At 65.1% G+C, this 22,723-nt stretch carries 20 protein-coding genes and 2 pseudogenes; 12 read left to right on the top strand and 10 right to left on the bottom strand.

Annotated elements, in window-relative coordinates; all coding sequences use genetic code 11:
* The 5 genes from M0L44_RS15560 to M0L44_RS15540 all read left to right on the top strand — a co-directional run.
* Nucleotides 1-1,777 (top strand): type VI secretion system Vgr family protein (locus tag M0L44_RS15560; protein WP_252770715.1); only part of this gene is annotated, 1,777 nt, incomplete at its 5' end.
* Nucleotides 1,770-2,552, top strand: coding sequence for a hypothetical protein (locus tag M0L44_RS15555; RefSeq protein WP_252770714.1), 783 nt, complete (start codon nucleotides 1,770-1,772; stop codon nucleotides 2,550-2,552). The genes M0L44_RS15560 and M0L44_RS15555, both read left to right, overlap by 8 nt.
* Nucleotides 2,549-3,043, top strand: a complete 495-nt coding sequence (locus tag M0L44_RS15550) for a hypothetical protein (RefSeq protein ID WP_252770713.1) — start codon at nucleotides 2,549-2,551, stop codon at nucleotides 3,041-3,043. Before M0L44_RS15555 ends, M0L44_RS15550 begins: the two co-directional genes overlap by 4 nt.
* A 286-nt stretch (nucleotides 3,044-3,329) precedes the next feature.
* Entirely contained in the window at nucleotides 3,330-4,130 is an 801-nt protein-coding gene (locus M0L44_RS15545) for a hypothetical protein (RefSeq protein ID WP_252770712.1), read from the top strand.
* Between the two features lie 137 nt (nucleotides 4,131-4,267).
* Complete coding sequence (locus tag M0L44_RS15540) at nucleotides 4,268-4,432, top strand: hypothetical protein (protein WP_252770711.1); 165 nt, start codon at nucleotides 4,268-4,270, stop codon at nucleotides 4,430-4,432.
* A 60-nt stretch (nucleotides 4,433-4,492) separates the two neighbouring features.
* On the opposite strand, the gene ppk2 is transcribed toward M0L44_RS15540, so the two are convergent.
* Entirely contained in the window at nucleotides 4,493-5,419 is a 927-nt protein-coding gene (gene ppk2, locus M0L44_RS15535) for a polyphosphate kinase 2 (protein ID WP_252770710.1), read from the bottom strand.
* Between the two features lie 128 nt (nucleotides 5,420-5,547).
* On the opposite strand from ppk2, the gene M0L44_RS15530 reads away from it, so the two are divergent.
* From M0L44_RS15530 to M0L44_RS15510, 5 genes and pseudogenes are all read left to right on the top strand, one after another.
* A complete protein-coding gene (locus tag M0L44_RS15530) occupies nucleotides 5,548-6,603 on the top strand; it encodes a transporter (protein ID WP_252770709.1) in 1,056 nt (351 codons plus the stop codon).
* 114 nt (nucleotides 6,604-6,717) lie between these two features.
* Nucleotides 6,718-7,026, top strand: a complete 309-nt coding sequence (locus M0L44_RS15525; RefSeq protein ID WP_435526431.1) for a transposase — start codon at nucleotides 6,718-6,720, stop codon at nucleotides 7,024-7,026.
* 365 nt (nucleotides 7,027-7,391) lie between these two features.
* On the top strand, nucleotides 7,392-7,934 hold the full coding sequence (locus tag M0L44_RS15520) for an IS110 family RNA-guided transposase (RefSeq protein ID WP_435526430.1): 543 nt from the start codon (nucleotides 7,392-7,394) through the stop codon (nucleotides 7,932-7,934).
* A gap of 66 nt (nucleotides 7,935-8,000) precedes the next feature.
* Nucleotides 8,001-9,133, top strand: a protein-coding gene (locus tag M0L44_RS15515) for an IS3 family transposase (RefSeq protein WP_435526429.1) whose coding sequence is annotated in 2 segments (ribosomal slippage) — nucleotides 8,001-8,256 and nucleotides 8,256-9,133 — 1,134 coding nt in all. Because the reading frame shifts where the segments join, the coding sequence is not laid out codon by codon here.
* A gap of 56 nt (nucleotides 9,134-9,189) precedes the next feature.
* Nucleotides 9,190-9,672 (top strand): annotated as a pseudogene (locus M0L44_RS15510) (IS110 family RNA-guided transposase); the annotation flags it as partial.
* Nucleotides 9,673-9,941: 269 nt separating this feature from the next.
* Here the strand turns inward: M0L44_RS15510 and M0L44_RS15505 are convergent.
* The 7 genes and pseudogenes from M0L44_RS15505 to M0L44_RS15475 all read right to left on the bottom strand — a co-directional run bounded on the left by M0L44_RS15505 (nucleotide 9,942) and on the right by M0L44_RS15475 (nucleotide 17,598).
* Nucleotides 9,942-10,220 carry a DUF3892 domain-containing protein gene (locus tag M0L44_RS15505; protein ID WP_252770707.1) on the bottom strand — a complete coding sequence of 93 codons (279 nt, stop codon included), beginning with the start codon at nucleotides 10,218-10,220 and terminating at the stop codon, nucleotides 9,942-9,944.
* A 246-nt stretch (nucleotides 10,221-10,466) separates the two neighbouring features.
* Nucleotides 10,467-11,162 carry a hypothetical protein gene (locus tag M0L44_RS15500; protein ID WP_252770706.1) on the bottom strand — a complete coding sequence of 232 codons (696 nt, stop codon included), beginning with the start codon at nucleotides 11,160-11,162 and terminating at the stop codon, nucleotides 10,467-10,469.
* 238 nt (nucleotides 11,163-11,400) lie between these two features.
* A pseudogene (locus M0L44_RS15495) lies at nucleotides 11,401-12,365 on the bottom strand (IS110 family RNA-guided transposase).
* A 229-nt stretch (nucleotides 12,366-12,594) separates the two neighbouring features.
* Entirely contained in the window at nucleotides 12,595-13,050 is a 456-nt protein-coding gene (locus tag M0L44_RS15490; protein ID WP_252770705.1) for a hypothetical protein, read from the bottom strand.
* Nucleotides 13,050-14,798 (bottom strand): single-stranded-DNA-specific exonuclease RecJ, encoded by a 1,749-nt coding sequence (gene recJ, locus M0L44_RS15485; RefSeq protein ID WP_252770731.1) that lies wholly within the window; start codon nucleotides 14,796-14,798, stop codon nucleotides 13,050-13,052. Before recJ ends, M0L44_RS15490 begins: the two co-directional genes overlap by 1 nt.
* Nucleotides 14,799-14,803: 5 nt before the next feature.
* Nucleotides 14,804-15,742: a hypothetical protein gene (locus tag M0L44_RS15480; protein WP_252770732.1), complete on the bottom strand. Its 939-nt coding sequence runs from the start codon at nucleotides 15,740-15,742 to the stop codon at nucleotides 14,804-14,806.
* Nucleotides 15,743-15,783: 41 nt separating this feature from the next.
* Entirely contained in the window at nucleotides 15,784-17,598 is a 1,815-nt protein-coding gene (locus M0L44_RS15475) for a glycoside hydrolase family 15 protein (protein WP_252770704.1), read from the bottom strand.
* A gap of 136 nt (nucleotides 17,599-17,734) precedes the next feature.
* Between M0L44_RS15475 and M0L44_RS15470 the strand changes: the two genes are divergently transcribed.
* A complete protein-coding gene (locus M0L44_RS15470) occupies nucleotides 17,735-20,140 on the top strand; it encodes an alpha,alpha-trehalose-phosphate synthase (UDP-forming) (RefSeq protein ID WP_252770703.1) in 2,406 nt (801 codons plus the stop codon).
* A complete protein-coding gene (otsB, locus tag M0L44_RS15465; protein ID WP_252770702.1) occupies nucleotides 20,137-20,907 on the top strand; it encodes a trehalose-phosphatase in 771 nt (256 codons plus the stop codon). The genes M0L44_RS15470 and otsB overlap by 4 nt, the downstream gene beginning before the upstream one ends.
* An 8-nt stretch (nucleotides 20,908-20,915) precedes the next feature.
* On the opposite strand, the gene M0L44_RS15460 is transcribed toward otsB, so the two are convergent.
* Together M0L44_RS15460 and M0L44_RS15455 are read right to left on the bottom strand one after the other, a co-directional pair.
* Nucleotides 20,916-21,407 (bottom strand): hypothetical protein, encoded by a 492-nt coding sequence (locus tag M0L44_RS15460; RefSeq protein ID WP_252770701.1) that lies wholly within the window; start codon nucleotides 21,405-21,407, stop codon nucleotides 20,916-20,918.
* Between the two features lie 40 nt (nucleotides 21,408-21,447).
* Entirely contained in the window at nucleotides 21,448-22,494 is a 1,047-nt protein-coding gene (locus M0L44_RS15455) for a M35 family metalloendopeptidase (protein ID WP_252770700.1), read from the bottom strand.
* Between the last annotated feature and the right edge of the window lie 229 nt (nucleotides 22,495-22,723).

The following is a 22,723-nucleotide window of genomic DNA, read 5'->3' as shown; positions in this document are numbered from 1 at the left end:
GCTGGCCGTCGAACACCATGTGGCCAACAACCTGGGCGACCAGGCCGCCGAACTGCTCAAGAACACGGCCCTGGCCAAAGGCGGCTACCGCAACCAGTTCCAGGCCGTGCCGGCCGCCGCCCCCGTGCTGCCCGGGCCCGCGCGTGCGCCCACCGCGCCCTACCTGCTCACCGCCCGCGTGGTGGGCCTGCTGGACGAAGCGCTGACCACCGAGCGCGACCACCGCGTCAAGGTGCAGTTCCACTTCCAGCGCGGCGCCAGCCCCAACCCCGGCGGCCTGCCGCATGCCTACAGCGCGGATGAGCAAGGCAACGCCCCGGGCAACGAACAGAGCGGCACCTGGGTGCGCGTGGCCACCCCGGCCGCCGGCGCCAACTGGGGCGCTGTCTGGGGGCCGCGCATCGGCTCGGAAGTGGCGGTGCAGTTCATCGAAGGCGACATCGATCGCCCGATCATTGCCGGCGGCCTGCCCAACGGCGACCAGCCCCCGCCCTTTGCCGCGGGCGTGGATGCTGGGGTCAACCACCCCGGCGTGCTGGCCGGCCTGCACAGCCGCACGCTGGATGGGCAGCATACGCAGCAATGGGTGGTGGACGACGCCCCCGGCCAGCTGCGCACCCGCCTGGCCACCACCCACACCGGCAGCGAGCTGAGCCTGGGCCACCTGATCAACCAGAGCCCGACCAGCGCCCAGCGCGGCGCCTGGCGCGGCAGCGGCTTCGAGGCCAACACCCAGGGCTGGGCCAGCCTGCGCGCCGGAGCGGGCCTGCTCGTCAGCACCCAGGCGCGCAGCGGCACCTACGGCTCGGCCCAGGGCGCGCAGATGGACGCGGCCGAGGCCCTGGCCCAGCTGCAATCGGCCACCGAGCTGGGCCAGCGCCTGTCACAAGCCGCCCAGGCCATCGGCGCCCAGGCCCTGACCAGTACCGAAGATGGGCAGGACCTCAGCAAACTGCACCAGGCCCTGGACCCGGCCCAGGACGGGCACCACCCTGACCAGGTCAACGGCCAGGACGCCAAGATCCCCACGGATGGGCGAGACCCCAGCCAGGGCGAGCCCGTCCCGGCCTTCGCCCAACCCGCCGTGGTGCTGGACAGCGCCGCAGCCCAGCTGCTGGCCACCCCGGCCAGCGTGCAGCAGTTCAGCGGCCAGCGCTTGAGCCAGGTCGTGCAGGTGGACCTGCAGGCCAGCGCCGCCCACACCGCGTCCATCGCTGCGGGCCAAACCGCCAGCCTCTATGCCCACCAGGGCGGGCTGCAGGTCAAGGCGGCCAACGGCCCGGTGTCCCTGCGCGCGCACACCGACGAGCTGAAGCTGCTGGCCGACCAGAGCGTCACCATCACCAGCGTCAACGACGAGATCCGCATCAGCGCGAGCAGCAAGATCGAACTCATCGCCGGCCAGTCGGGCATCACGCTGGAGGGGGGCAACATCACCGTCACCACCCCGGGCAGCTTCGCGGTCAAGGGGGCCACACATGGATTCCTGGGGGGCGGGAGCCAGGCGGCGAGCTTGCCAAATCTGCCGAATGCACCTCTAAGCGAGATTCCTTTTGAATACGCGGACGAAGAGCTCATCGAAGAACACTATTTCTATACTTATGCGGATGGCAACCCTGTTTCAGGCATCAATTACAAGCTGAGTACAAACACACAGTCAATAGAAGGCTGCACCGGCCCGACTGGAGAAACAGCGAGGGCAAGAGTCAAGACCGTGGGGGAGGCAGCACTTGTCTCTTGGCGCGACAAGCTGAGTCCCTGGAGAAATGATGCCTGAGATCAATCAAGAAGAATTGACGCTTCTGGCCGCGATGGCCTACGGAGAATCCTACTATAAGGAGAATGATTTTGAAGAAATGGCTGGGATCGCAGCGGTACTACTCCGTCAACGCGATTCTCGCGGTTACTCGACAATGCAAGACTTCACAAAGTCAGAGCCTACCTATTCTTTCGTGGTAAGAGATGGGAATCCAAGGTATGGACAACTCATAGGGACAACAGAGTCTCAAATAACGGAAGAGTCAAGCAATATTTCAACTCAGAGAGAAGACATAGAAAAAAATATTCAATCGCTCCACACGAAGGCTCAAACAGAAACCAGCAGGAATAATATTGAGGCGCTCAATAAAAAAATAAAAATCAATAAAAACAAGTTGAAGTCCATCGAATCCGCTGCGGCCTCCAATGCTGGAAAGGTTATGGCCTACAGAGCCGCGAGACATGCACTAGAAGGAGGTGTTGATTACTCCGGAGGGGCATATTTTTGGGATGGATGGGATATAAAGACAAATTATAAAAATCACCCCAAAGTCAAGCGTGGCATTAAGATCACAGACCCTGCCCACAACATATTCGACATCAAAGACAATCTTGTCACGATCATAAAATACAAAGTGGTCACAACCACAAAGGCTGGCAAAAAGACGCAGGAAAAGCAGGAGATTGGACGATACGATCACGTCTACGAGTCAACGGCTGGTCATGGTGGAACAATATTCTGGAAGTTTAATCCTGAATACGCCAACATTGAGCATGCAAAGGATTACAAATGAGATTTGCTGGCTTGCTTGTAATATTTTCAATCTTGTCCATATCTGCTTGTGCCACACCCCGGAATGATGCGGAAATCGCACTCCTGGGTACGTGCAAAGCCTCATTAAAGAAAGCGTTTGAGATCCAGATAAGTGAATCACTGTCGGATGACGAGAAGAGCTTCAAGGAGTATAAAAACATAAGATTTGGACAATTGAATGGCGGGTATTCATTTGTCGAAATAGACGATTCTAGAACACGCATAGAGGATATCGAGTTTGCCACCCCCTCCGGGGCAAGGCAGCATCTTCAATCGAAATCAATAGATATTGATTTGAGCGCCCTGTATGCTCGAAGAACAGAAACCGGTTTTCTTTACTGCATTCTTTCGCCATTCTCGGGCCTGGGTTCCAGCGGCAGCTTCCAACGGTATGCAGCGCTGATTGCCATCAAGACGGCCTATAAAGGCGGACCGCGACTTGCCGGTGCGATCGTTAAGCGTCCTGACTAGAGGACGATAGAGATCGCTGGGACCCTCTGCGGGGGCGGCGCTCTTGGCTCTAAGGAAGCCGCAATCCTGGACCATTCAGCCGACAGGGGTGCGTACGTACCATCGCCGCGGGCCAGGCTGCCAGCCTATCAGCCCATTAAGGCGGGCGGCCCTTGGCTATGAGCAGGTATGGAGCTGGAAAGAGAACTTGAAGGCCGAGTCTCAGCTTTATGCATAAAACAGAAAGCTGCCAAAGCCATCTTCGCCACGCACCCGACGCCAGTAGCCACAGAGGAAATGATTTCCAATGAAAACTATTCACGCTGGAATGGTGGAGGCTATTGCCAATGGGGTTCAACCAGCAAGGCGTGGGAGAGGAATTCCAACATCTTGTGCGACCAAGCAACAGGAAATATTGGGTGGGATACCAGCAATGACAAGAATCAAAGCAAGACCGTCGATGAGCTTCGCGAAAGAGGCCAGCCCACCTATGTCAAGGGAAAAGGCGGACAGGACAAAGATCACCCCTGGATATATTCGGACATGTGCTATGCGGGTCATGTTAATGGCAACTAATTTTCTCCGCTGCACTGTTTCCATATTTCTTGCGTCGCTGGTCTTTCCATTGAATTGCAGTGCCACCATTCACGTTCAGGAAAACCAATTTTTCTTGAAAAGTGGAAGGATTAATATAACTGCTTATACGCCCGCTTTGGTAAAGGTAATGAATGGCGCTGAAGTTATCTCTGTTGATAGCCTAGTCCAAATTGCTGATTCGGTTCTTGTAATATTGAGACGGCCTTCCGGTAAATTGGCATTATCCAGATGTGGCGCCGGCAATGAAGATTGGCTGGCCTTGGTGGCATATTCGACCCACAAGCTGAGGTTGGTTGATATCATCCCGCTTCAAAGCTGCGAAAAAGATGTCACGCTGGTTCTTCCGGATTTGAGTATTCCCGACAATCCCGCTGCCGCGATAAAAATTGACTCGATCGGGGTTGAGTTCAGAACCTTGAATCCCGAGATGAATGGGGCGGATGTCCACAAGTTTTCACTATCGCGAAGTGGATTCGAGAAGGTCCCCGCCTCGCTTGGAATCAATAAATAGAGAATTCCCAACGAGGAATTTCCATATCAAGTCGCTCCAGGCTCTATTTGGCGGGGCCGGGGACAAGACGCCGGCAGGTCAGTAACGCCTTGGTGTGATTCCACCGGCGGTGCTTCAGTGCAGCGCACTATGGCGACATGGACCAGGCGCTGGCGGAGGCCCTGGCCTTGCTGGATGCCCGTCTGGCCGAGCAGGCCCCGTTCACCGAGCAGGAGCTGTGCATGCGCCCGTGGGGCAACAACGCCTCGGGCACGCCCGGGCGTCGCGCTTGCGGACGGCCACTTGGCCAATTGCGGCGATGAAGGGGCTTATGTGCGGGCTGTCCAGGCTCGTCTGGCTGACCTGCTCCCACCAGGCTGGGCTCAATACACCTCGGGGACGATCATCTCCGCGGGCACCGGCTCGCGGTGGTAGTCCTCGTGGCGCTCGCGCGCGGGCAGCACCACCGGCGGCTTGACGATCTCGTGGTAGTCGAACTGCTCCAGCAGGTGGTGGATGCAGTTCAGCCGGGCGCGCTTCTTGTCCACCGCCTGAACCACCCACCAGGGAGCTTCCGGAATGTGGGTGCGCTCCAGCATGTCCTCCTTGACCTTGGTGTAGTCCTCCCAGCGGCGGCGGCTCTCCAGGTCCATGGGGCTGAGCTTCCACTGCTTGAGCGGGTCATGGATGCGGCTGAGGAAGCGCAGGTGCTGCTCGTCGTCGGTGATGGAGAACCAGTACTTGATGAGCTTGATGCCCGAGCGCACCAGCATGCGTTCGAACTCCGGCACCGAGCGGAAGAAGTCCTCCACCTCATCCTCGGAGCAGAAGCCCATCACCCGTTCCACGCCGGCGCGGTTGTACCAGCTGCGGTCGAACAGCACCATCTCGCCCGCCGCAGGCAGGTGGGACACATAGCGCTGGAAGTACCACTGGGTCTTCTCGCGGTCGTTGGGGGCGGGCAGGGCGACGGTGCGGCACACGCGGGGGTTCAGCCGCTGGGTGATGCGCTTGATCACGCCGCCCTTGCCGGCGGCGTCCCGCCCCTCGAACAGGATCACCACCTTCTGGCCGCTGGCCTGCACCCAGTCCTGCAGCTTCACCAGTTCGCCCTGCAGGTGGAACAGGCTCTTGAAGTAGGACATGCGGGCCGAGCGCTCGTCGTCGCTGCGGATCGGGTCGTGGCCGTCGGCCGTGTAGTGCCGGTCCTCGATCTCCAGCTCCAGCTCCTCGTCGTAGCCATCGAGCAGATCCTGGCGGATGCGGTCGACCAGGGTGCCGTGGTCCTCGGCGGGCGGAATCGGATTCATGGGGTGCTTCGGTGCAGTCGCAGACTGCAATAGTGTGACAGCCCCGCATGACACCGTCGTGTCATCTTCTGGACGGGCTGGCCGCTAGCATGCGAGGGCCTGTTTGCCCACTCCGGAGCCCCTTGCCCATGCCCAACGACGCCCCCATGCAGCCGCCCGTGCCCTACCTGGTCACCGGCGAAGAAAGCCAGGGGCTGATCTGCGGCTACCAGTTCATCACCGGGCAGGCCCCGTGCGCGCTGGACACCCTGGCCGCAGTGGATGCCGCCGACGCCGCAGGCACCGACGGCTTCTGCTGGCTGCACTTCAACCTCAACCACGTGGCCGGCCTGCGCTGGCTGCAGGAACATGGCGGCCTGAGCGAAGCCTTCTTCGAAGCCCTGCACGAAGGCTCGCGCTCCACCCGCATCGAGCGCGATGGCGACACCCTGTTCGCCGTGGTCAACGACGTGGCCTACGACTTCAACTTCGACGCCAGCGACGTGGCCACACTGTGGGTCAGCGTGAGCCCGGGGCGGGTCATCACGGCGCGCTGGCACCCGCTGCGCTCGGTGGACCACCTGCGCATGGTGGTCAAGCGCGGCGAGGAGCAGCTGGCGTCCAGCGTGGACATCCTGGACCAGCTGCTGCGCTTCCAGGCCGACGAGTTGCAGCGCATCGCCCGCCGTGTGGCCGACCGGCTGGAGGACATCGAGGACGAGCTGCTGGCCGGGCACCACCAGCGCCACACTGCCGAACTGGCGCGGCTGCGCCGCCTGGCCGTGCGCCTGCAGCGCCTGCTGGCGCCCGAGCCCAGCGCGCTGATGCGCACCCTGGCCAGCCCGCCCGGCTGGGTGCAGGCCCAGGACCGCGCCCAGCTGCACCGCGCCAGCGAAGAGTTTGCGCTGGTGCTGCGCGACATCGCCGCCCTGCAGGAACGCATCAAGGCCATGCAGGACGAAGTGGGCGCCCGGGTGGCCGAAGAGAACAACCGCACCCTGTTCATGCTGACCATGGTGACCGTGCTGGCCCTGCCCATCAACCTCATCTCCGGCCTGTTCGGCATGAACGTGGGCGGCATCCCCCTGAGCGAAAGCAAGGAGGGCTTCTGGCTGATGCTGGGCTTCATCGTGCTGTTGACCGCCGTCATCGCCTGGATGGCGCTGCGGCGGCTGGTGCCGCGGGGGGATGCCGAGCGGCGCTGAGGGCAGGGCGCTGGCGCGGGCAAGTGGGGCCAGGCCAGCGCCTGCAGCGCCGTCGTCTGCGGCGTCTGCACCAGCACGGCCGGCAACATCAACCAGGGCAGGCCACCCAGGTACATGGCCCATTCGAAGACCATGAAGTTCCGCGGAGCAGGGGGCTTCTCCTTCCCAAAGCGGGCGAAGAAGAAGTGCAAGGAGATCTTCCTGGAAGAGATAAACCGGGTAGTGCTGTGGGCGGCGCAGGTGGGGTTGATCCAGCCGCATGCTCGCGGCACGCACCAGGCGCTGGGCGGACGCCCGCCCTCTGCCGTGGAGACGATGCTGTGCATCCACTGCCTGCAGCTGTGGTGGAGCCTGAGCGATCCGTCCATGGAAGAAGAACTGCAAGAACGCCCGCCGGACCGGGAGTGCACTACCGCGGGCTGACTAAGAACACGGCGCGGCTGCAGGTGATGCTTGCGCTGGGCAATGTGTGGATGGCGCGCCGGCAGTTGCTGGCGGTGCAGGCATGAGTGCGGCCGAAATGCGAAAAAGGGCTGCCGCACAGACCCAATCGGCCGGCCAAACGGGCCTTCCGAGCGAGAAATCGGGCAAGCCTTGCGCATCGCGAAATCTCACCCCCGATTCATCCGGCCACAGGGCTCGGGAACGGGGTTTTGCAGATGGTATGGGCGCCTCCCTCCGGCACCCAGTCGGCGCTCAACGATCCCGGCAACAGATGGATCCTCCGGCGACGGCATCAATGTGCCAGAGTGGAGATGCGACTCAACCACTGAACCGGAGGATCCATCATGGAGCTTAACGTCGTCGCGATCGACATCGCCAAGAAGGTGTTCCAACTTCACTGGGTCGATGCCGAAACGGGCAGCATCGAGCGGCTGAAATTGAAGCGTGCTCAGGTGATTCAGTGGTTCGCCAATCGGGTGCCGTCGCTCGTCTTGATGGAGGCCTGCGGCGGTGCGCACGAATGGGGCAGGCAATTGATCAAGCTCGGTCACGAGGTTCGCCTGCTGCCTGCAAAGATGGTTCGTCCCTTCGTCCAAAGAAACAAGACTGACGCTGCCGACGCCCAGGCGATCTGGACGGCAGGTCAGCAGCCTGGGATTCGATTCGTACCAGTCAAGACTGAGGCACAGCAGGTCGTACTCGCGCTGCACCGGCTGCGTACCCAGCTCATGAAGATGCGCATCATGCAGACCAACGAGATCCGCGGGCTGATGTACGAGTTCGGCATCGTGATGTCCGAAGGACATCGTGCACTGCTGAAGGAACTGCCCGACGCAATCGAGGCGGCGAAGACCAAGCTGCCGGCGATGTTCATCGAGTGCATCTGACCTGCACCCCCCAGGCCGTACCAATGTGAAGTAGCAAGGGGTCCGCCATTCAGGAGAATCGCGGACATGAGGAAGAGCAAGTTCACAGAGGAACAGATCATCGGGTTCCTCAAGCAGGCTGAGGCCGGCATGGCGGTGGCGGAGATTTGCCGCAAGGGCGGCTTCTCCGACGCCACGTTCTACAAGTGGCGCGCCAAGTTCGGCGGCATGGATGTGTCAGAGGCCAGGCGGCTGCGCGAGCTGGAGGCGGAGAACGCCAAGCTCAAGCACCTGCTGGCCGAGGCGCACCTGGACCTGCATGCGCTCAAGAGCGTGCTCGGGGTAAAAAGGTAGCCCCACAGGCCCGGCGCGAGCTGATCACACAGCTGGTGCAGGAGCACCAACTGTCCGAGCGTCGCGCGTGCAGGCTTGTGGGGCTAAGCCGAGACAGCTACCGGCACCCACCGGTGCCCAGTGCACAGACCCAGGCCCTGAAGGACAAGATCGTCGAGATCGCGCATGTGCGTCGGCGCTTCGGCTACCGGCGCGTGCACGACCTGCTGCGCAACGACTTCCCTGGCGTCAATCACAAGCGGGTGTACCGGCTCTACAGCGCGGCCAATCTGGCGGTTCGCAAGCGCAAGAAGGCCAAGCGCCCGGTGATGGAGCGCACGCCCCTGAACATCGCCCAACGCATCAACGAGGTGTGGAGCATGGACTTCGTCAGCGACAGCCTGGCCAACGGACGGCGCATCAAGTGTCTGACCGTGGCCGATGACTTCAGCCACGAATGCGTGGAGATTGCCGTGGACTACAGCATCAGCGGTCTGTACGTCACCCGGCTGCTGGATCAGGCGGCGCGCTTCAGGGGCTATCCGGCTGCGGTCAGAACCGACAACGGCCCGGAGTTCACCAGCCGGGCCTTCATCGCCTGGACGCAGGAACACCACATCCGGCACATCCTAATCGAGCCAGGCCGGCCCATGCAGAACGGCTACATCGAGAGCTTCAACGGCAAGTTCCGTGACGAGTGCCTCAACGAGCACTGGTTCCAGAGCCTGCGCCAGGCACGCACCGAGATTGGCGCCTGGCGTCGGGACTACAACGAGGTTCGGCCTCACAGCAGCATTGGCCGCGTACCGCCGGCCAGGTATGCCGAGCAACTGCGTCAGCAGGCAGGCGACGCCGCTCGTCACGAGATCCCTGCCCAGATCCATTAACCTTCAACCCCAGGACCCCAACCGAATCACTGGTACGGCTGAAGGGGGCAGGTCACATCAATGAGCAGGTACGAAGGGTCAATGACCTCGACCGCGACATCGCCACGATCGAGCGACGCCTTGCTGAGCACATGCGCAAATCGGCGGCCTGCAAGACGCTGGCGGAGATCCCAGGCGTCGGGCTCATGACAGCGACTGCGGTGGTCTCCGCCATGGGAACGCCGACGGCCTTCGGGAATGCTCGCGAGTTCGCTGCATGGATCGGCCTGGTACCGCGGCAAACGGGTACCGGAGGTCGAGTCCGACAGCTGAGCATCAGCAAGCGCGGGGACGCGTATCTGCGCACGTTGTTGATGCACGGTGCGCGATCCATCGTGCGATCAGATCGCTCGACAAGCTGGCCGTGGCTCAGTGAACTGCTCAAGCGTCGACCGTACAGTGTCGTGGTGGCCGCCGTCGCGAACAAGCTCGCAAGGACGATATGGGCGGTGCTTGCGCGAGGCCAGGAGTGGCGCGCGGAAGCCTGGCAGGCAGCCTGAACGAGCACTTACCGAATCAACTGTTTTAGGAGAGCAAGCGACCAACCGTGTGATGGGCCAGACAGGTCGGACCGGGACGGGGAACCTCCGATAGGGAAGTGGAGCTTCGAGCTCGATTTGCAGATGGGAACCTCGTCGGCGAATGCCATCAGGGCCAGCAGGCTTCGCCGCCTGCACGACAGGCCGGATATAAGACTGCAGCCCTGCCTCCTGCTTCGTCACACGCAGCCGTCACTTGCGATCCGGGAGGCGCCCATATAAGACCTTCCCTAGAAGGTTGGCAAGTTCTCCAAATTGTCTCGCGTTAACGTGTCGCTTTTTGTTTTCAGGTATTCTGTTTCAACGGATATTATTTCAATCTCTGCTCCCAGAATCCAAGTTTTATCGATCTTCTGGATGATGGTTGTGAATTTGCTGCCCGCCTTTATTTTGTCCACCACTTGATGGCGACTCATTTTTATTGGGTTATTCGAATTGAATTTGCCATTGACATCCACATTGTGAACCATGAGATTCTGGATGTGCGTGTTATCGCTGTTGTAGCTCACGCTGCTGACGTAAAAATTGGCTGTCATTGAATATATTTTGATGATGGCTGATTATGGGTCGGCGAAAAGTGAATGGGTGGCTTCTGGCGATCTAGTCCGCTTCGCGCAACGCCTTGGTTTGTGGTTGCCTATATCTCGTCTCTATCCTGAAACCTTACGGCAAGGCGTTGCACTTCAGACTTGAGAGCACCCACCGATACGCTTGGCTTGCTGGCCTATCGGGGCGGGATGTGTGCGTGATGAAGATTAAGTCTTCTTGCTTATTCTCAGCGATAACTGGCACCCACCATATCGACCATCGGTATCTAGACCAATAGTCAGGGGTTGACCGGCCTTCACTGTGTGCCACTTATCAGCCGGGAGCCTGTTCTTGCATTGATCTACGCCTGAGTCATCGGCAAAAAACTTGACGTTTAGTTCGATGTCATTTCTCCCTTCGATTTCAAACCTCAAATTACACCAACTTGGTCTGTCGTCGGTGTCTATTTGGAGTTTTGGCATCCAAGAGGGCTGAATTTTTGTTATTTCTATATTGCTCTCGGAGGGCGTCCCGCACTCGCCAGTTGCTTGCCCATTTCCGTATGAATAACCGATTTTTATCTTCAAGTCCTTGAGCGTATTTTTTGGATCGGTTATCGCCCAGGCTAGCGTGCATCCTCCCCATCCCCCGTCTGTATTTATTCTGATGGGTGGGGTCCAATCATTAATTCTTGTTGCCGTACGTCCCATTGCTCCCTGGCACTGATATTCGTCTCGGCGGTCATTGAATCTAAAATCTTGATGCAAAACAACTTCCTGCTGGTCGATTAAAAGTCCCAGAGAATTGTCAATTTCGCTTCCGCTCGACCGCCCCTCTGGCGAGGAGCGTTGTTTGTCAATGTCTGATGCAGAGACCTGAATTGGAATTAAAGCCAGAATGATCCAATTGGATATTGATTTCATAACGCTACCTCGTGAAGTCGCTGATTGGGTACTTCTGCTGCGTTACTGCTTTTTGCATTACTTTGAGGAGATGCATTCTCAATGTATGCCAATGTGAGATTTGTATCAATTGCCGTTCATGGTGAAAATTGATGACGTTGCATGAGGTGCCTATGTAGCCGCGCCGCCTTTGGCGACTATCCCGAACACCCGATGAGCGTGTTCATGGGCAAGCGGCTCTGAGTAACCGTCTTCGAAGTCAAGCGCCGCGAGGCGAGTTGACCCAGGGTTTGTTGGTTCTGACCATGGCGTTGAGGGTGGTCAGGAGCTTGCGCATGCAAGGCGACCAGCGCGACCTTGGGCAGCTTGCCGGCGGCCAGCAGGCGGTCGTAGAAGGTCTTGATGGTGGGGTTGCGGCGACTGGCGGTGAGTGCCGCCATGTAGAGCACGCGCCGGATCTCGAAGCGCCCGCCCTGGATGCGTCGTCGGCCCTTGCTGGAGCCCGAGTCGTTGGCCATCGGCGCGATGCCCACCAGCGCCGCGATCTCGCGTCGGTTGAGCCGGCCGAGTTCGGGTAGCTCGGCGATCAGCGTGGCGCTGGCCACCGGGCCGATGCCGCTGGCCGACTGCAGCAGCGCATCGAGTTCGCCGAAGTGCTCGCGCACGTGGCCCACCATCTCGCCTTCGATCTCGTCGAGCTGGGCCTTGATGGCCGCCACGATGGCTTCGATGCTCGGGTGCAGACGCCTTGGGCGTGATCTGCAGCCGCTGCCGCTCGCTGAGCATCATGGCCAGCAGCTGGCGCCAGCGCGTGACCAGCGCGGCCAGCCACTGCTGCTGCGGATCGGCCAGCGGGCGCAGGAAGCGCGCGAGGTCCTCGCGGCGCAGCAGCACCGCGGCGAACTCCGCCAGCATGCGTGCGTCCACCGCGTCGGTCTTGGCCAGGCGGCCCATCGACTTGGCGAAGTCGCGTGCCTGGCGCGGGTTGACCACCGCCACGGACAAGCCTGCAGCCTGCAGCGCGCAGGCCAGCTCGGTCTCGTAGCCGCCGGTGGCCTCCATCACCACCAGCGCCACACCCAGCGGCTTGAGCTGCGCAGTCAACGCAGAGTGGCCCTCGGCCTGGTTATCGAACCGCTGGACATCGAGCTTGGCGCCCAGCACCGAGACATCGACGTGCGCCTTGGCCACGCCGATGTCCACCACCACTGAGGAAGCAGCCATGGTCTTCGGATCCCTTGCTTGTGCATGCGCGCTCGCAAGCGGCGCGCGTAACCGTTCGGGCTTCAGGAGGACCAGCACGGCGGCCGTGCGCTCTGTACTCAGAGACGGGCTCGTTCACCCCAGCCGCTACCAAGCTGCACGGGCCGGTCTGGCCGCCTCATCGGCATTCAGACTCTACCGCGCTGGCCTGGTTAGAACATACAAGCCGCCTCGGTAGGGGCCGGCTTGCTCAGGGCTGGCTGGCCGCGGCCGATGCCGCGTTCATCACCTGCTGCAGCGGCATGGCCTGCAGCCGCCCCTGGCCGATGGGGCGGCCCTGGGCGTAGAGCTTGAAGTCCGGCTGGCCGGGGGCCACGCGGAAGGGCTGGGTGCAGCGCAGGGCGATCTCGGCGCTCTGGCCAGGGGCGATCTCGCCTTCGATGTCGGGCAGGCGCAGGGCGCAGGTGATGACGGCGGGCTCGCCGGAAAACTGCACCTGGGCCATGAAGTTGTGGAACACGGGCTGGGTCAGGCCGCTGCGCATGCCGGGCTTCCACAGGCTGACCTGCACGGCCACCGGCGTGTCCTGCGGGAACTGCAGGGGCTCGGCGGCCCGGGCCGACATTCCGGTGAGGCCGACCCCGGCGGCCAGGACGGCCTGCGCCAGGGGCCGCGCCAAGGCATGGCGAAGAACCCGCGGTGCCATCAGGCCGCCTCCACCGCCGCTTCCACCACCATCTGCACGCGCTGCTGACCCTGGAATTCGTCCAGGCTGATGCGGTAGGCCAGGCGCACCTTTTCGCTCACCGGCTCGGCGTGGCCGAACCAGATGGCGTCGCGCAGCTGGCCCTGGTGGCGCACGCGCAGCTTCAGGTGCTTCTCGCCCACCAGGCGCTGCTGCACCACATCCACCACGTCGCAGAAGACGGGGGCCTCGAAGCCCTGGCCCCAGACCACCTGTTCCAGCTGCGCGGCGGTGGCGGGGGTGAAGTACTCCACCGGCAGCGGGCCGTCGGTGGCGATGCGGCGCTGCAGGGCCTCGGGCGCCAGCCATTCGCGGGCCACCTGTTGCAGGGCCTGCTCGAAGGTGTCCAGGTGCTCTTCGGCCAGGGTGCAGCCGGCGGCCATGGCGTGACCGCCAAAGCGGATCAGCACGCCGGGGTGGCGCTTGCTGACCAGGTCCAGCGCGTCGCGCAGATGAAAACCCGGGATGGAGCGGCCCGAGCCCTTGAGCAGCCCGTCCGCGCCGATGGCGAAGACGAAGGTGGGGCGGTGCAGCCGGTCCTTGGTGCGGCCGGCCACGATGCCCACCACGCCTTCGTGGAACTCGGGGTCGAAGAGCACCACCGCCTCGGGCGGCGTGCCTTCGGGCATCAGGTGTTCCAGCAGGGCCTCGGCCTGTTCGCGCATGCCGCCTTCCACCTCGCGGCGCTCGCGGTTGATGGCGTCCAGCTGGCCGGCCAGTTCGGTGGCGCGGGCGGGGTCGTCGGTGAGCAGGCACTCGATGCCCAGCGTCATGTCGGCCAGGCGGCCGGCGGCGTTGATGCGCGGGCCCAGCGCAAAGCCGAAGTCGAAGGCGCTGGCCTTGGCCGGCTGGCGGGCCGCGGCCTGGAACAGCGCGGCCACGCCGGGGTGCACGCGGCCGCTGCGCACGCGCTTCAGGCCCTGGGTGACGAGGCGGCGGTTGTTGTCGTCGAGCTTGACCACGTCGGCCACGGTGCCCAGGGCCACCAGGTCCAGCAGGGCGTCCAGCCGGGGCTGGTTGTTGGCGTCAAAGCGGCCGCGGGCGCGCAGCTCGGCCCGCAGGGCCAGCAGCACGTAGAAGACCACGCCCACACCGGCGAGCGACTTGCTCTCGAAGCTGCAGCCCGGCTGGTTGGGGTTGACGATGACGTTGGCCGCGGGCAGCTCCACCTGGCCGTCGATGACGGCGGGCAGGTGGTGGTCGGTCACCAGCACATCCAGGCCCTGGGCGCGGGCATGGGCCACGCCGGCCAGACTGGCGATGCCGTTGTCCACCGTCACCAGCAGCGCGGGCTGGCACTGGGCGATGGCCAGGTCCACGATGGTGGGCGTCAGGCCGTAGCCGTGCACGGCGCGGTCGGGCACCACGTAGTGCAGGGTGTCGGGCCGGGCGCCCAGCATGGCCAGGCCGCGCAGCGCGGTGGCGCAGGCGGTGGCGCCGTCGCAGTCGTAGTCGGCAATGACACACAGGCGCCGGCCGGTGTCGATGGCATCGGCCAGCAACTGGGCCGCCTCAAGCGCGCCTTTGAGCGCGGCGGGCGGCAGCAGCTTGGGCAGGCCATCGTCCAGGGCCTCGGGGCTGCGCACGCCGCGGGCGGCGAACAGGCGGGCCAGCAGCGGGTGCACACCGCTTTCTTCCAGCGCAAAGGCGGCGCGGGGCGGCACGTCGCGGGTGAAGAGGGTGGGGGTGGCGGGGGTGGGCGCGTTCACAGGGGTCACAGTTCTTGCAGCAGGGCGGCGGCGTGGGGGCGGGCGCGGGGCAGCAGGCGGCGCCACCAGGGCTGGGGCTGCGGCGCCCAGTGGCGCGCGTGGCGCTCGCCGCACAGGGTGAGGCGCAGGGGCTGGCCCTGGTCCAGCCGGGCCAGCAGTTCGGGGATGCGGGTGGCGTCCAGCGCCTGCCAGGCCTCGGCCCAGGCGGCCCAGTCGTCGGCCAGCACCGGGCCGCGCAGGCGCTCGTCCAGGGTCACGGTGTCGGTGGCGGGCGGGGGCAGGGCGGGGCCGGTGCCGCTCAGCCAGAAGGAATTGACGGGCAGCTGGCCGCGGGCCTCGCGTTCGTCGTTGAGCGGGTGGGTGTAGAGCAGCATCTGCACCTCGGCCTGCAGGCGGCGGATCTGCTTGGCGGCGGGGTGGTCGTTGAGCCACCAGTCCACATTGCGGCCGATCACCCGGTCCAGCGACGCGGTGGGCAGGCTGGCCAGCTGCGGGTGCTGCACGTACCAGCGGGTGGGCGCGCCCCAGTGCAGGCGCCAGCCGTCCTCCTCGAACAGGGGGCGCAGCACGTCGAACAGAGCACGGGCGGTGGGCTCGTCCAGGTCCAGCTCGGCCGGGTTGGCCAGGGACACCTGCTCGGTGCCCAGGTGCCAGTGGGTGGGGCTGATGAGGCCCCAGCCTTCGCCCTCGGCGGCCAGGCCATCGGCCCGGGCGCTGAGCGTGGCCAGCGGCAGCAGGCCATCGGCCACGGGCCAGCCCCAGGCCTGGGCCAGCGCGCGTTCGTGCGGGGCGCTCAGGCTCAGCTCGTCGCCCAGGTCCTCGGCCGCCGGGGCCACCGGGGACAGGCGGGCCAGCAGGCGTTCCAGGTTCGGCAGGGCCAGGCCGCTGAGGGCCTGGGTGGCCGCGGGCGAGAGGGCGCTGGCATGGGCGATGACGAACTGCATGGGGCGCGATTATCGGTCCCCCACCCGGTGGGCGCAGGCGCTCAGACCACGCTGTCCCAGGGGGCCGACAGGCGCACCGCGCCGTGGATGATGCCGACCATGGAATAGGTCTGCGGAAAGTTGCCCCACAGCTCGCCGGTGGTGGCGCGCATGTCCTCGCTGAGCAGGCCGACGTGGTTGCGCCGGGCCAGCAGGGCCTCGAAGGATTCGCGGGCTTCCTCGCGCCGGCCGATGCGGGCCAGCGCATCCACCCGCCAGAAGGAGCAGACGTTGAAGGCCACCTCGGGCTTGCCGAAGTCGTCGGCCGCCTCGTAGCGGCGCATGAAGGGGCCGTCGCACAGCGAGCGCTCCATGGCCTCGACGGTCTGGATGAAGCGCGGGTCGTTGGGCGGCAGAAAGCCGACCTCGCCCATCAGCAGCACGCTGGCGTCCAGATCCTGCCCGCCAAAGCTCTCGACAAAGGCCTGGCGTTTGTCGCTCCAGGCGTGCTCCAGGATGGCCGCATGGATGCGGCTGGCGCGCGATTGCCAGAAGTGGGCCCGTTCCGGCAGCCCCAGCGAGGTGGCGATGCGGGCCAGGCGGTCGCAGGCGGCCCAGCACATCAGTGAGGATGAGGTGTGCACGCTGGCGCGGGTGCGCAGCTCCCAGATGCCGGCGTCGGGCTGGTCGTGCAGGCGCCAGGCCTGTTCGCCCATGGCTTCCAGCGCGGCAAAGTCGGCGCTGTCGCCGCGGCGGAACAGGCGGTGGTCATGGAAGGCCTGGGCCGCGCCCAGCACGATGTTGCCGTACACGTCGTGCTGGAAGTGCTCGTAGGCCTGGTTGCCCACCCGCACCGGGCCCATGCCCCGGTAGCCGGCGGCCTGCGGCACGATGGATTCGGGCAGGGCCCGCTCCAGGCCGATGCCGTAGAGCGGCTGCACGTGGTCGCCGGGGGTGCTGCGGATCACGTTGTAGAGCCAGTTCAGATAGCTCTCCATCGTGCCCACCTCGGACAGGCCGTTGAGCGCCCGCACGACGAAGAAGGCGTCGCGCAGCCAGCAGTAGCGGTAGTCCCAGTTGCGGCCGCTGTGGGCGGATTCGGGGATGCTGGTGGTCATGGCGGCGACGATGGCGCCCGTTTCCTCGTACTGGCAGAGCTTGAGCGTGATGGCCGCGCGGATCACCGCGTCCTGCCATTCCAGCGGCAGGGCCAGGCGGTGGGTCCAGTTCTTCCAGTGCAGGCCGGTGGCTTCCTCAAAGTCGCGGGCGGTTTCCTCGATGCCGCCGGTCAGCGTCTCGTCCGGCCCCAGCAGCAGGCTGACCGGGCCGTGCAGCGAAAACCAGGTGCCGTCCAGCAGGTAGGTCAGCGGCACGTTGGTGTTCAGGCGCAGCGTGATGTCGGGCAGCACGTAGCGCAGATGGTGGCTGCCGCGGGTGAGGGTGGGGGCCGTGGCGCCCCAGTCGCCCCGGGGCTTGACCGAGAAGCGCACCCGCGGGTGGCCCGCCAGCGGGCGCACCCGCCGCACCAGCTGCGCCGGCCGAAACACCCGCTCGCGGGTGACGAAGCGCGGGGCGAAGTCCACCACCTCGATGCCCTGGCCCTGGCCGTCCCACAGGCGGGTTCGCAGCACGGCCGTGCCGTCGTCGTACTGCTGCTCGGTGCGGGTCAGGCCTTCCAGTTCCACGGTCATCGCGCCGTCCAGTGGCAGGCCATCGGCCGAATGCAGCAGGGCGTCGAAGACCGGCGCGCTGTCAAAGCGCGGCATGCAGCACCAGACCAGGTTGGCCCGGTTGTCCACCAGGGCGCCGACGGTGCAATTGCCGATCAGGGCCAGGTCCAGGGAAGCGGGGGGACGGGTCGCGGCGGGGGCGGTCATCGGCGAAGACTCCAGGCAAAACAGGGCGGTGGGGAACTTTGGGGCGGATGGGGGTTCTTATATTGAAGCAAATATAAATGCTTACACTTTTACAGCTTGCCGCGCATGAGGCGTGGATCGAGGAGGCTCCCACGGCATGTTCAAGACCCTGCGACTGCAGCTTCGGTTCCTTCTTCCGCTGGCGATCACCCTGGTGGCCGCGGCTTACCTGGCGGTGCCGCTGCTCGACCAGGTGACTCTGCGCTGGTTCGCCCGGGATCTCAACAGCCGCGGCCAACTGGTGGCCGGCACGCTGTCGGACAACGCGGCCGACGCCATCAGCTCGGGCCGCTACGAGCGCCTGCGGGCGACGATGGAGCGGGTGGCGCAGGACGAGCGCCTGTTCGCCATGGGCCTGTGCAGCCCCGATCGGCGTTGGCTGGTGCGCACCAGCGGCTTCCCGCGGGAACTGAGCTGCCAGCAGGCCGAGACGGTGGCAGCCCAGCCCGAGCACCGGCTGGACCTGGCGGGGGGGCCGGTGCATCTGGGCGTCCATCCGGTCATTGGCACGCCGGTGCAGCCCCTGGTGGCGCAGACGCCGTCTTCGGCCGCTTCGTCGGCTGCCCAGGCCTCCAGCCTCTTTGTGGGCCCGCTGATCGAACCGCGTGCCGCGCCCAGCGATGCCCAGCCGGTGCAGCTGGGTGAACTGGTGCTGGTGCACGACCTGAGCTTCATGGAGCGCCGCAGCCAGGACACCCGTCGCTACCTCATCGTCTTCCTGGCGGTGCTGGGCTTCGTCATCGCGGTCATCACCATGGTGGTGGCCCAGCTGAGCTGGCGCGGCTGGGTCAACGGGGTGCGCGCCATCCTGCGCGGCGAGGGCCTGCTCACCCCCATGGTGCCGGCGCCGGAACTGGCCCCCTTTGCCGAGGAGATGCAGCAGCGTCTGCGCGACCTGGAGGACGAGTACCGCCGGCTGCAAGGCCCCGAGAGTGAATGGACCGCCGAGCGCCTGCGCGCGCTGCTGCACAGCCAGCTCAGCGGGGACCAGGTGATCGTGGTGTCCAACCGCGAGCCTTACATCCACGAGCACGGCGAGAACGGCGTGGTGGTGCGTCGCCCGGCCAGCGGCCTGGTCACGGCGGTGGAGCCGGTGATGCGGGCCTGCTCGGGCACCTGGATCGCCCACGGCAGCGGCAGCGCCGACCGCGAGGTGGTGGATGCCCAGGACCGGGTGGCCGTGCCACCGGGCCACGACGACTACTACCTGCGCCGCATCTGGCTGAGCGCCGAGGAGGAGCGCGGCTACTACTTCGGCTTTGCCAACGAGGGCCTGTGGCCGCTGTGCCATGTGGCCCATGTGCGGCCGATCTTCCGCGAGAACGACTGGGAGACCTACAAGGCGGTCAACCAGCGCTTTGCCGACGCGGTGGTGGCCGAGGCCCGCAGCGAGGACCCGGTGGTGCTGGTGCAGGACTACCACTTCGCCCTGCTGCCGGCCATGGTGCGCGAGAAGCTGCCACAGGCCACCATCCTGACTTTCTGGCACATCCCCTGGCCCAACCCGGAGTCCTTCGGCATCTGCCCGTGGCGCAAGGAGTTGCTGCAGGGCCTGCTGGGCTCCACCATCCTGGGCTTCCACACCCGCTTCCACTGCCGCAACTTCATGGAGACGGTGGACCGCTACCTGGAGGCCCGCATCGAGCAGGAGCACTCCACCATCTCCTTCCAGGACAAGGAGACGCTGGTGGAGGCCTATCCCATCTCCATCGAGTGGCCGGCACCGGCCACCGTGGCCGGCTGGGGCCCAGTGGTGGACTGCCGCCAGCGCGTCTTTGCCCGCCTGGGCCTGGCCGAAGACACCTGCCTGGCCGTGGGTGTGGATCGCTTCGATTACACCAAGGGCATCCTGGAGCGCCTGAACGCGGTGGAGCGTCTGCTGGAGAAGCACCCCGAATGGGTCGGTCGTTTCGTCTTCGTCCAGGTGGCCGCGCCCACGCGCAGTTCGCTGGAGGAGTACCGCAGCTTTCAGGACCGCATCGAGCGCATGAGCCAGCGCATCAACGAGCGCTTCGGGCGCCCGGGCTACCAGCCCGTGCACCTGCTGGCCCAGCACCACGAGCCCGAGCAGGTCAACGAGCTGTTCCGCGCCGCCAACATCTGTGTGGTGACCAGCCTGCACGACGGCATGAACCTGGTGAGCAAGGAGTTCGTGGCCGCGCGCGACGATGAGCAGGGCGTGCTGCTGCTCAGCCGCTTTGCCGGTGCGGCGCGCGAGCTGACCGAGGCCCTGATCGTGAACCCCTACCATGTGGAAGAGACGGCCGACGCGCTGTACCAGGCGGCCACCATGCCTTCGGCCGAGCAGCGCGAGCGCATGGCCAGCCTGCGCAGCACGGTGCATGAGTTCAACGTCTACCGCTGGGCCGGCCACATGCTCAGCGACGCCGCGCGCTGGCGTCTGCGCGCCCGGGTGGAGGCCCGGGTCCGGCGTCTGCAGCAAAGCACCGACGGCATCAAGCCGCACAGCAAGGCGGCGCACACCACACGCGACGCACCATGAGGCATCTGTTCAGTCCCGAGGGCGAGGCCGCGCTGGTGGCCGCGCTGCAGCACCAGCCTTTGCTGGCCTTCGACTTCGATGGCACGCTGGCCCCCATCGTGCCCCGGCCGGACGATGCCCGCGTCTCGCTGGCCGTGGCTGGCCGGCTGAACCAGTTGATGCGCTGGTTGCCCGTGGCCATTGTCACGGGGCGGCGGGTGGACGATGTGCGCGAGCGCCTGGGCTTCGTGCCCAGCTACATCGTGGGCAACCACGGGGCTGAAGACGAGGCCGATCCGGCCGTGGCCGTGGCCCTGCGCGAGGCACTGGAGGGCACCCGTGAGCTGCTGCGCCAGCGCGAGCCGCTGCTGCGCGCCGCGGGCGTGAGCGTGGAGGACAAGCAGCAGTCCATCGCCCTGCATTACCGCCTGGCCCGCGACCGCGAACGGGCCCGCCAGGTCATTGACGAGACGCTGGCCGGCGTGGGGCCGGCGCTGACCGTGTTCGGGGGCAAGCTGGTGGTCAACCTGGCCCCTGCGGATGCGCCGGACAAGGCCCATGCGGTGCGGGCGCTGGTGGCGCGCAGCGGGGCGGGTGGGGCGCTGTTCGCGGGCGATGACCTGAACGACGAGCCGGTGTTCGCCGCAGCGGCGCCGCACTGGCTGACGATCAAGATCGGGCGCGAGCCTGCACAGAGCCGGGCCAGCTTCTTCCTGGAGAACCCGGCGGAAATGGCGTTGCTGCTCGAGCGCATTCTGGGCTTGGTGCCGAAGCTGCTGGCCCGCTGAGGGGCCGTTCAGCCCGGGCCGGCTGGCGCCAGCGTCCAGTCCAGCGCCGGGCAGGGCAGATCCAGCGCGGTGTGGGTGGCGCGCAGGCGGGGCGGCCGGCCCTGCGTGGCGGTGAAGACATCGTGCAGGTGCCAGGGACCGCCGAGCCGGTAGTGGCCCGGGGCGCTCAGGTCGAAGACCAGCGCCAGATCCAGCGTGGCCGAGGCCTGGGCGCCAGCGGCCAGTCTCAGGTACTGGCTGGCGTCGGGGTCGCCGCGCTTGGCCAGTGGGCCCCGGTAGGGCAGGGGTTGGCCATCACGCGTGAGCTGGATGGAGGCGCCCATCCACCGCCCCTCGAAGGGGGTGCCCCAACGCAACACGAACACCGGCTGCGCGCCGGGGTTGTGCAGCGTCAGGGTGAGCGGCAGCGGCTGGCCGGCCGCCAGATGGCCCGGCACGGACAGCGTGCAGCGCAGCACGGGCTGCGCTGCCGCCGATCCGGTCAGGACACCGAGTGCCATGCAGGCCCCCAGAACATGCCAGCCGATGCCGCGTCCCACGTCAGGGCAGCGCCGGGTTGTTCTCGGCGAAGTACTCGTGGTTGTCGGCGTTGTCCAGCGCCTTGGTCGGGTTGGACTTGGCCAGGTTGGCCGCCGCGGTCTGGCCGTAGGCCCAGTCGTCGGTGCTGGCCACCACGTTGAAGTGCGACATCTCGTGCACCAGGGTGCCGCCCTTGGAGTCGGTGCCGGTCATCGGGGCGTTCCAGAAGGCGCCGCAGACGTAGATCTTGTACGGCTGGGTCGGGTAGACGTAGGCATAGGTGCCGGTGTCGGTGCACGAGCAGTCCAGCGTCACGTTCTGGGTGGTGAAGGCCGATTTGATGGCCGAGTAGTGGGATTTGGCGGTCGCCCAGCGCGAGGAGGTGTAGCTGCCGAACCACTTGACGTAGCGCTGCGTGCCGCTGCCCGAACCGCTCAGGTAGCTGTAGGCGTTGCTGGAATAGGTGGTGGCGGCCGACACGGCGCTGGCCAGGGTGGATTGGCGCGAGCTGCTGCAGCCGCCGGTGTAGCTGATGCCCTGCGTGCCGGTGCGGCCGCGCAGGGATTCCTCGGCGACCAGGGATTCAGCCGATGCGCTGCGGCCCTGGGTCCAGAGATTGGTGGCCGTCGAGCGGAAATCCACGCCCTGGCGGAAAACCCCGCCGCCGACATATTCGACCGTGTAATGGCCGTTGCCCAGCACATATTGGCTGGTGAGTTCGACCTGGTAGCTCAGCGAAGCACCGGGTTGCAGCAGGATGTAATCCTGTTCGCGGGGTTCGGCGCGCTTGACCATCGGGCCGATGTAGGTGGCCGGCTGGCCATCATCACCCACCACGCGGAACAGTTGGCCCTGCAGCTTGCCGGTGGGCAGTTGCCACTTCAGCACCGGCACCACGGTGCCAGTGTTGTTGGTGACGACCACGTTCACCGGCACGTCGCTGTCGCCCTGGACGATGGCGTTGTCGAACGAGAGCTGCACGTCCAGCTGGGCCCGCTGAGCGGCCTGGGCGCTGCCCAGGGCCAGCAAGGTCACCGCCGCGGCGATCCCATACTTGTTGAAATTCATGGCTTCCTCTTGGGTGTGGGTGGGTTGCCCGGCCTCGTGGGCCGGTGTGGTGTGCCCGCCGGTCAAATGGACAACCCCGGGCCCCAATAACTTCTTGATACAGGAAATCCGGGTGGAAATCCTTTGGGGCGCCCGCCTCAATCCATTTGAACCGGAGTGCGGCGGTTTTATAACAAGCGTGTGTCAACCCTGAACAGGGGATGCGGACCGATATATTGGGGGGGTACTG

This window comes from Ideonella oryzae (assembly GCF_024055665.1).
GTDB lineage: Bacteria > Pseudomonadota > Gammaproteobacteria > Burkholderiales > Burkholderiaceae_C > Ideonella > Ideonella oryzae.
This window is presented reverse-complemented; position numbering and strand designations above follow the sequence as displayed.

What these genes read in the sequence shown, in the direction of transcription:
- M0L44_RS15555 (WP_252770714.1), top strand. Translation starts at nt 1,770, where the DNA reads ATGCCTGAGATCAATCAAGAAGAATTGACGCTTCTGGCCGCGATGGCC.
- M0L44_RS15550 (WP_252770713.1), top strand. Translation starts at nt 2,549, where the DNA reads ATGAGATTTGCTGGCTTGCTTGTAATATTTTCAATCTTGTCCATATCT.
- M0L44_RS15545 (WP_252770712.1), top strand. Translation starts at nt 3,330, where the DNA reads ATGAAAACTATTCACGCTGGAATGGTGGAGGCTATTGCCAATGGGGTT.
- M0L44_RS15540 (WP_252770711.1), top strand. Translation starts at nt 4,268, where the DNA reads ATGGACCAGGCGCTGGCGGAGGCCCTGGCCTTGCTGGATGCCCGTCTG.
- ppk2 (WP_252770710.1), bottom strand. Translation starts at nt 5,419, where the DNA reads ATGAATCCGATTCCGCCCGCCGAGGACCACGGCACCCTGGTCGACCGC.
- M0L44_RS15530 (WP_252770709.1), top strand. Translation starts at nt 5,548, where the DNA reads ATGCCCAACGACGCCCCCATGCAGCCGCCCGTGCCCTACCTGGTCACC.
- M0L44_RS15525 (WP_435526431.1), top strand. Translation starts at nt 6,718, where the DNA reads ATGGCCCATTCGAAGACCATGAAGTTCCGCGGAGCAGGGGGCTTCTCC.
- M0L44_RS15520 (WP_435526430.1), top strand. Translation starts at nt 7,392, where the DNA reads ATGGAGCTTAACGTCGTCGCGATCGACATCGCCAAGAAGGTGTTCCAA.
- M0L44_RS15500 (WP_252770706.1), bottom strand. Translation starts at nt 11,162, where the DNA reads ATGAAATCAATATCCAATTGGATCATTCTGGCTTTAATTCCAATTCAG.
- M0L44_RS15490 (WP_252770705.1), bottom strand. Translation starts at nt 13,050, where the DNA reads ATGGCACCGCGGGTTCTTCGCCATGCCTTGGCGCGGCCCCTGGCGCAG.
- M0L44_RS15480 (WP_252770732.1), bottom strand. Translation starts at nt 15,742, where the DNA reads ATGCAGTTCGTCATCGCCCATGCCAGCGCCCTCTCGCCCGCGGCCACC.
- M0L44_RS15475 (WP_252770704.1), bottom strand. Translation starts at nt 17,598, where the DNA reads ATGACCGCCCCCGCCGCGACCCGTCCCCCCGCTTCCCTGGACCTGGCC.
- M0L44_RS15470 (WP_252770703.1), top strand. Translation starts at nt 17,735, where the DNA reads ATGTTCAAGACCCTGCGACTGCAGCTTCGGTTCCTTCTTCCGCTGGCG.
- otsB (WP_252770702.1), top strand. Translation starts at nt 20,137, where the DNA reads ATGAGGCATCTGTTCAGTCCCGAGGGCGAGGCCGCGCTGGTGGCCGCG.
- M0L44_RS15460 (WP_252770701.1), bottom strand. Translation starts at nt 21,407, where the DNA reads ATGGCACTCGGTGTCCTGACCGGATCGGCGGCAGCGCAGCCCGTGCTG.
- M0L44_RS15455 (WP_252770700.1), bottom strand. Translation starts at nt 22,494, where the DNA reads ATGAATTTCAACAAGTATGGGATCGCCGCGGCGGTGACCTTGCTGGCC.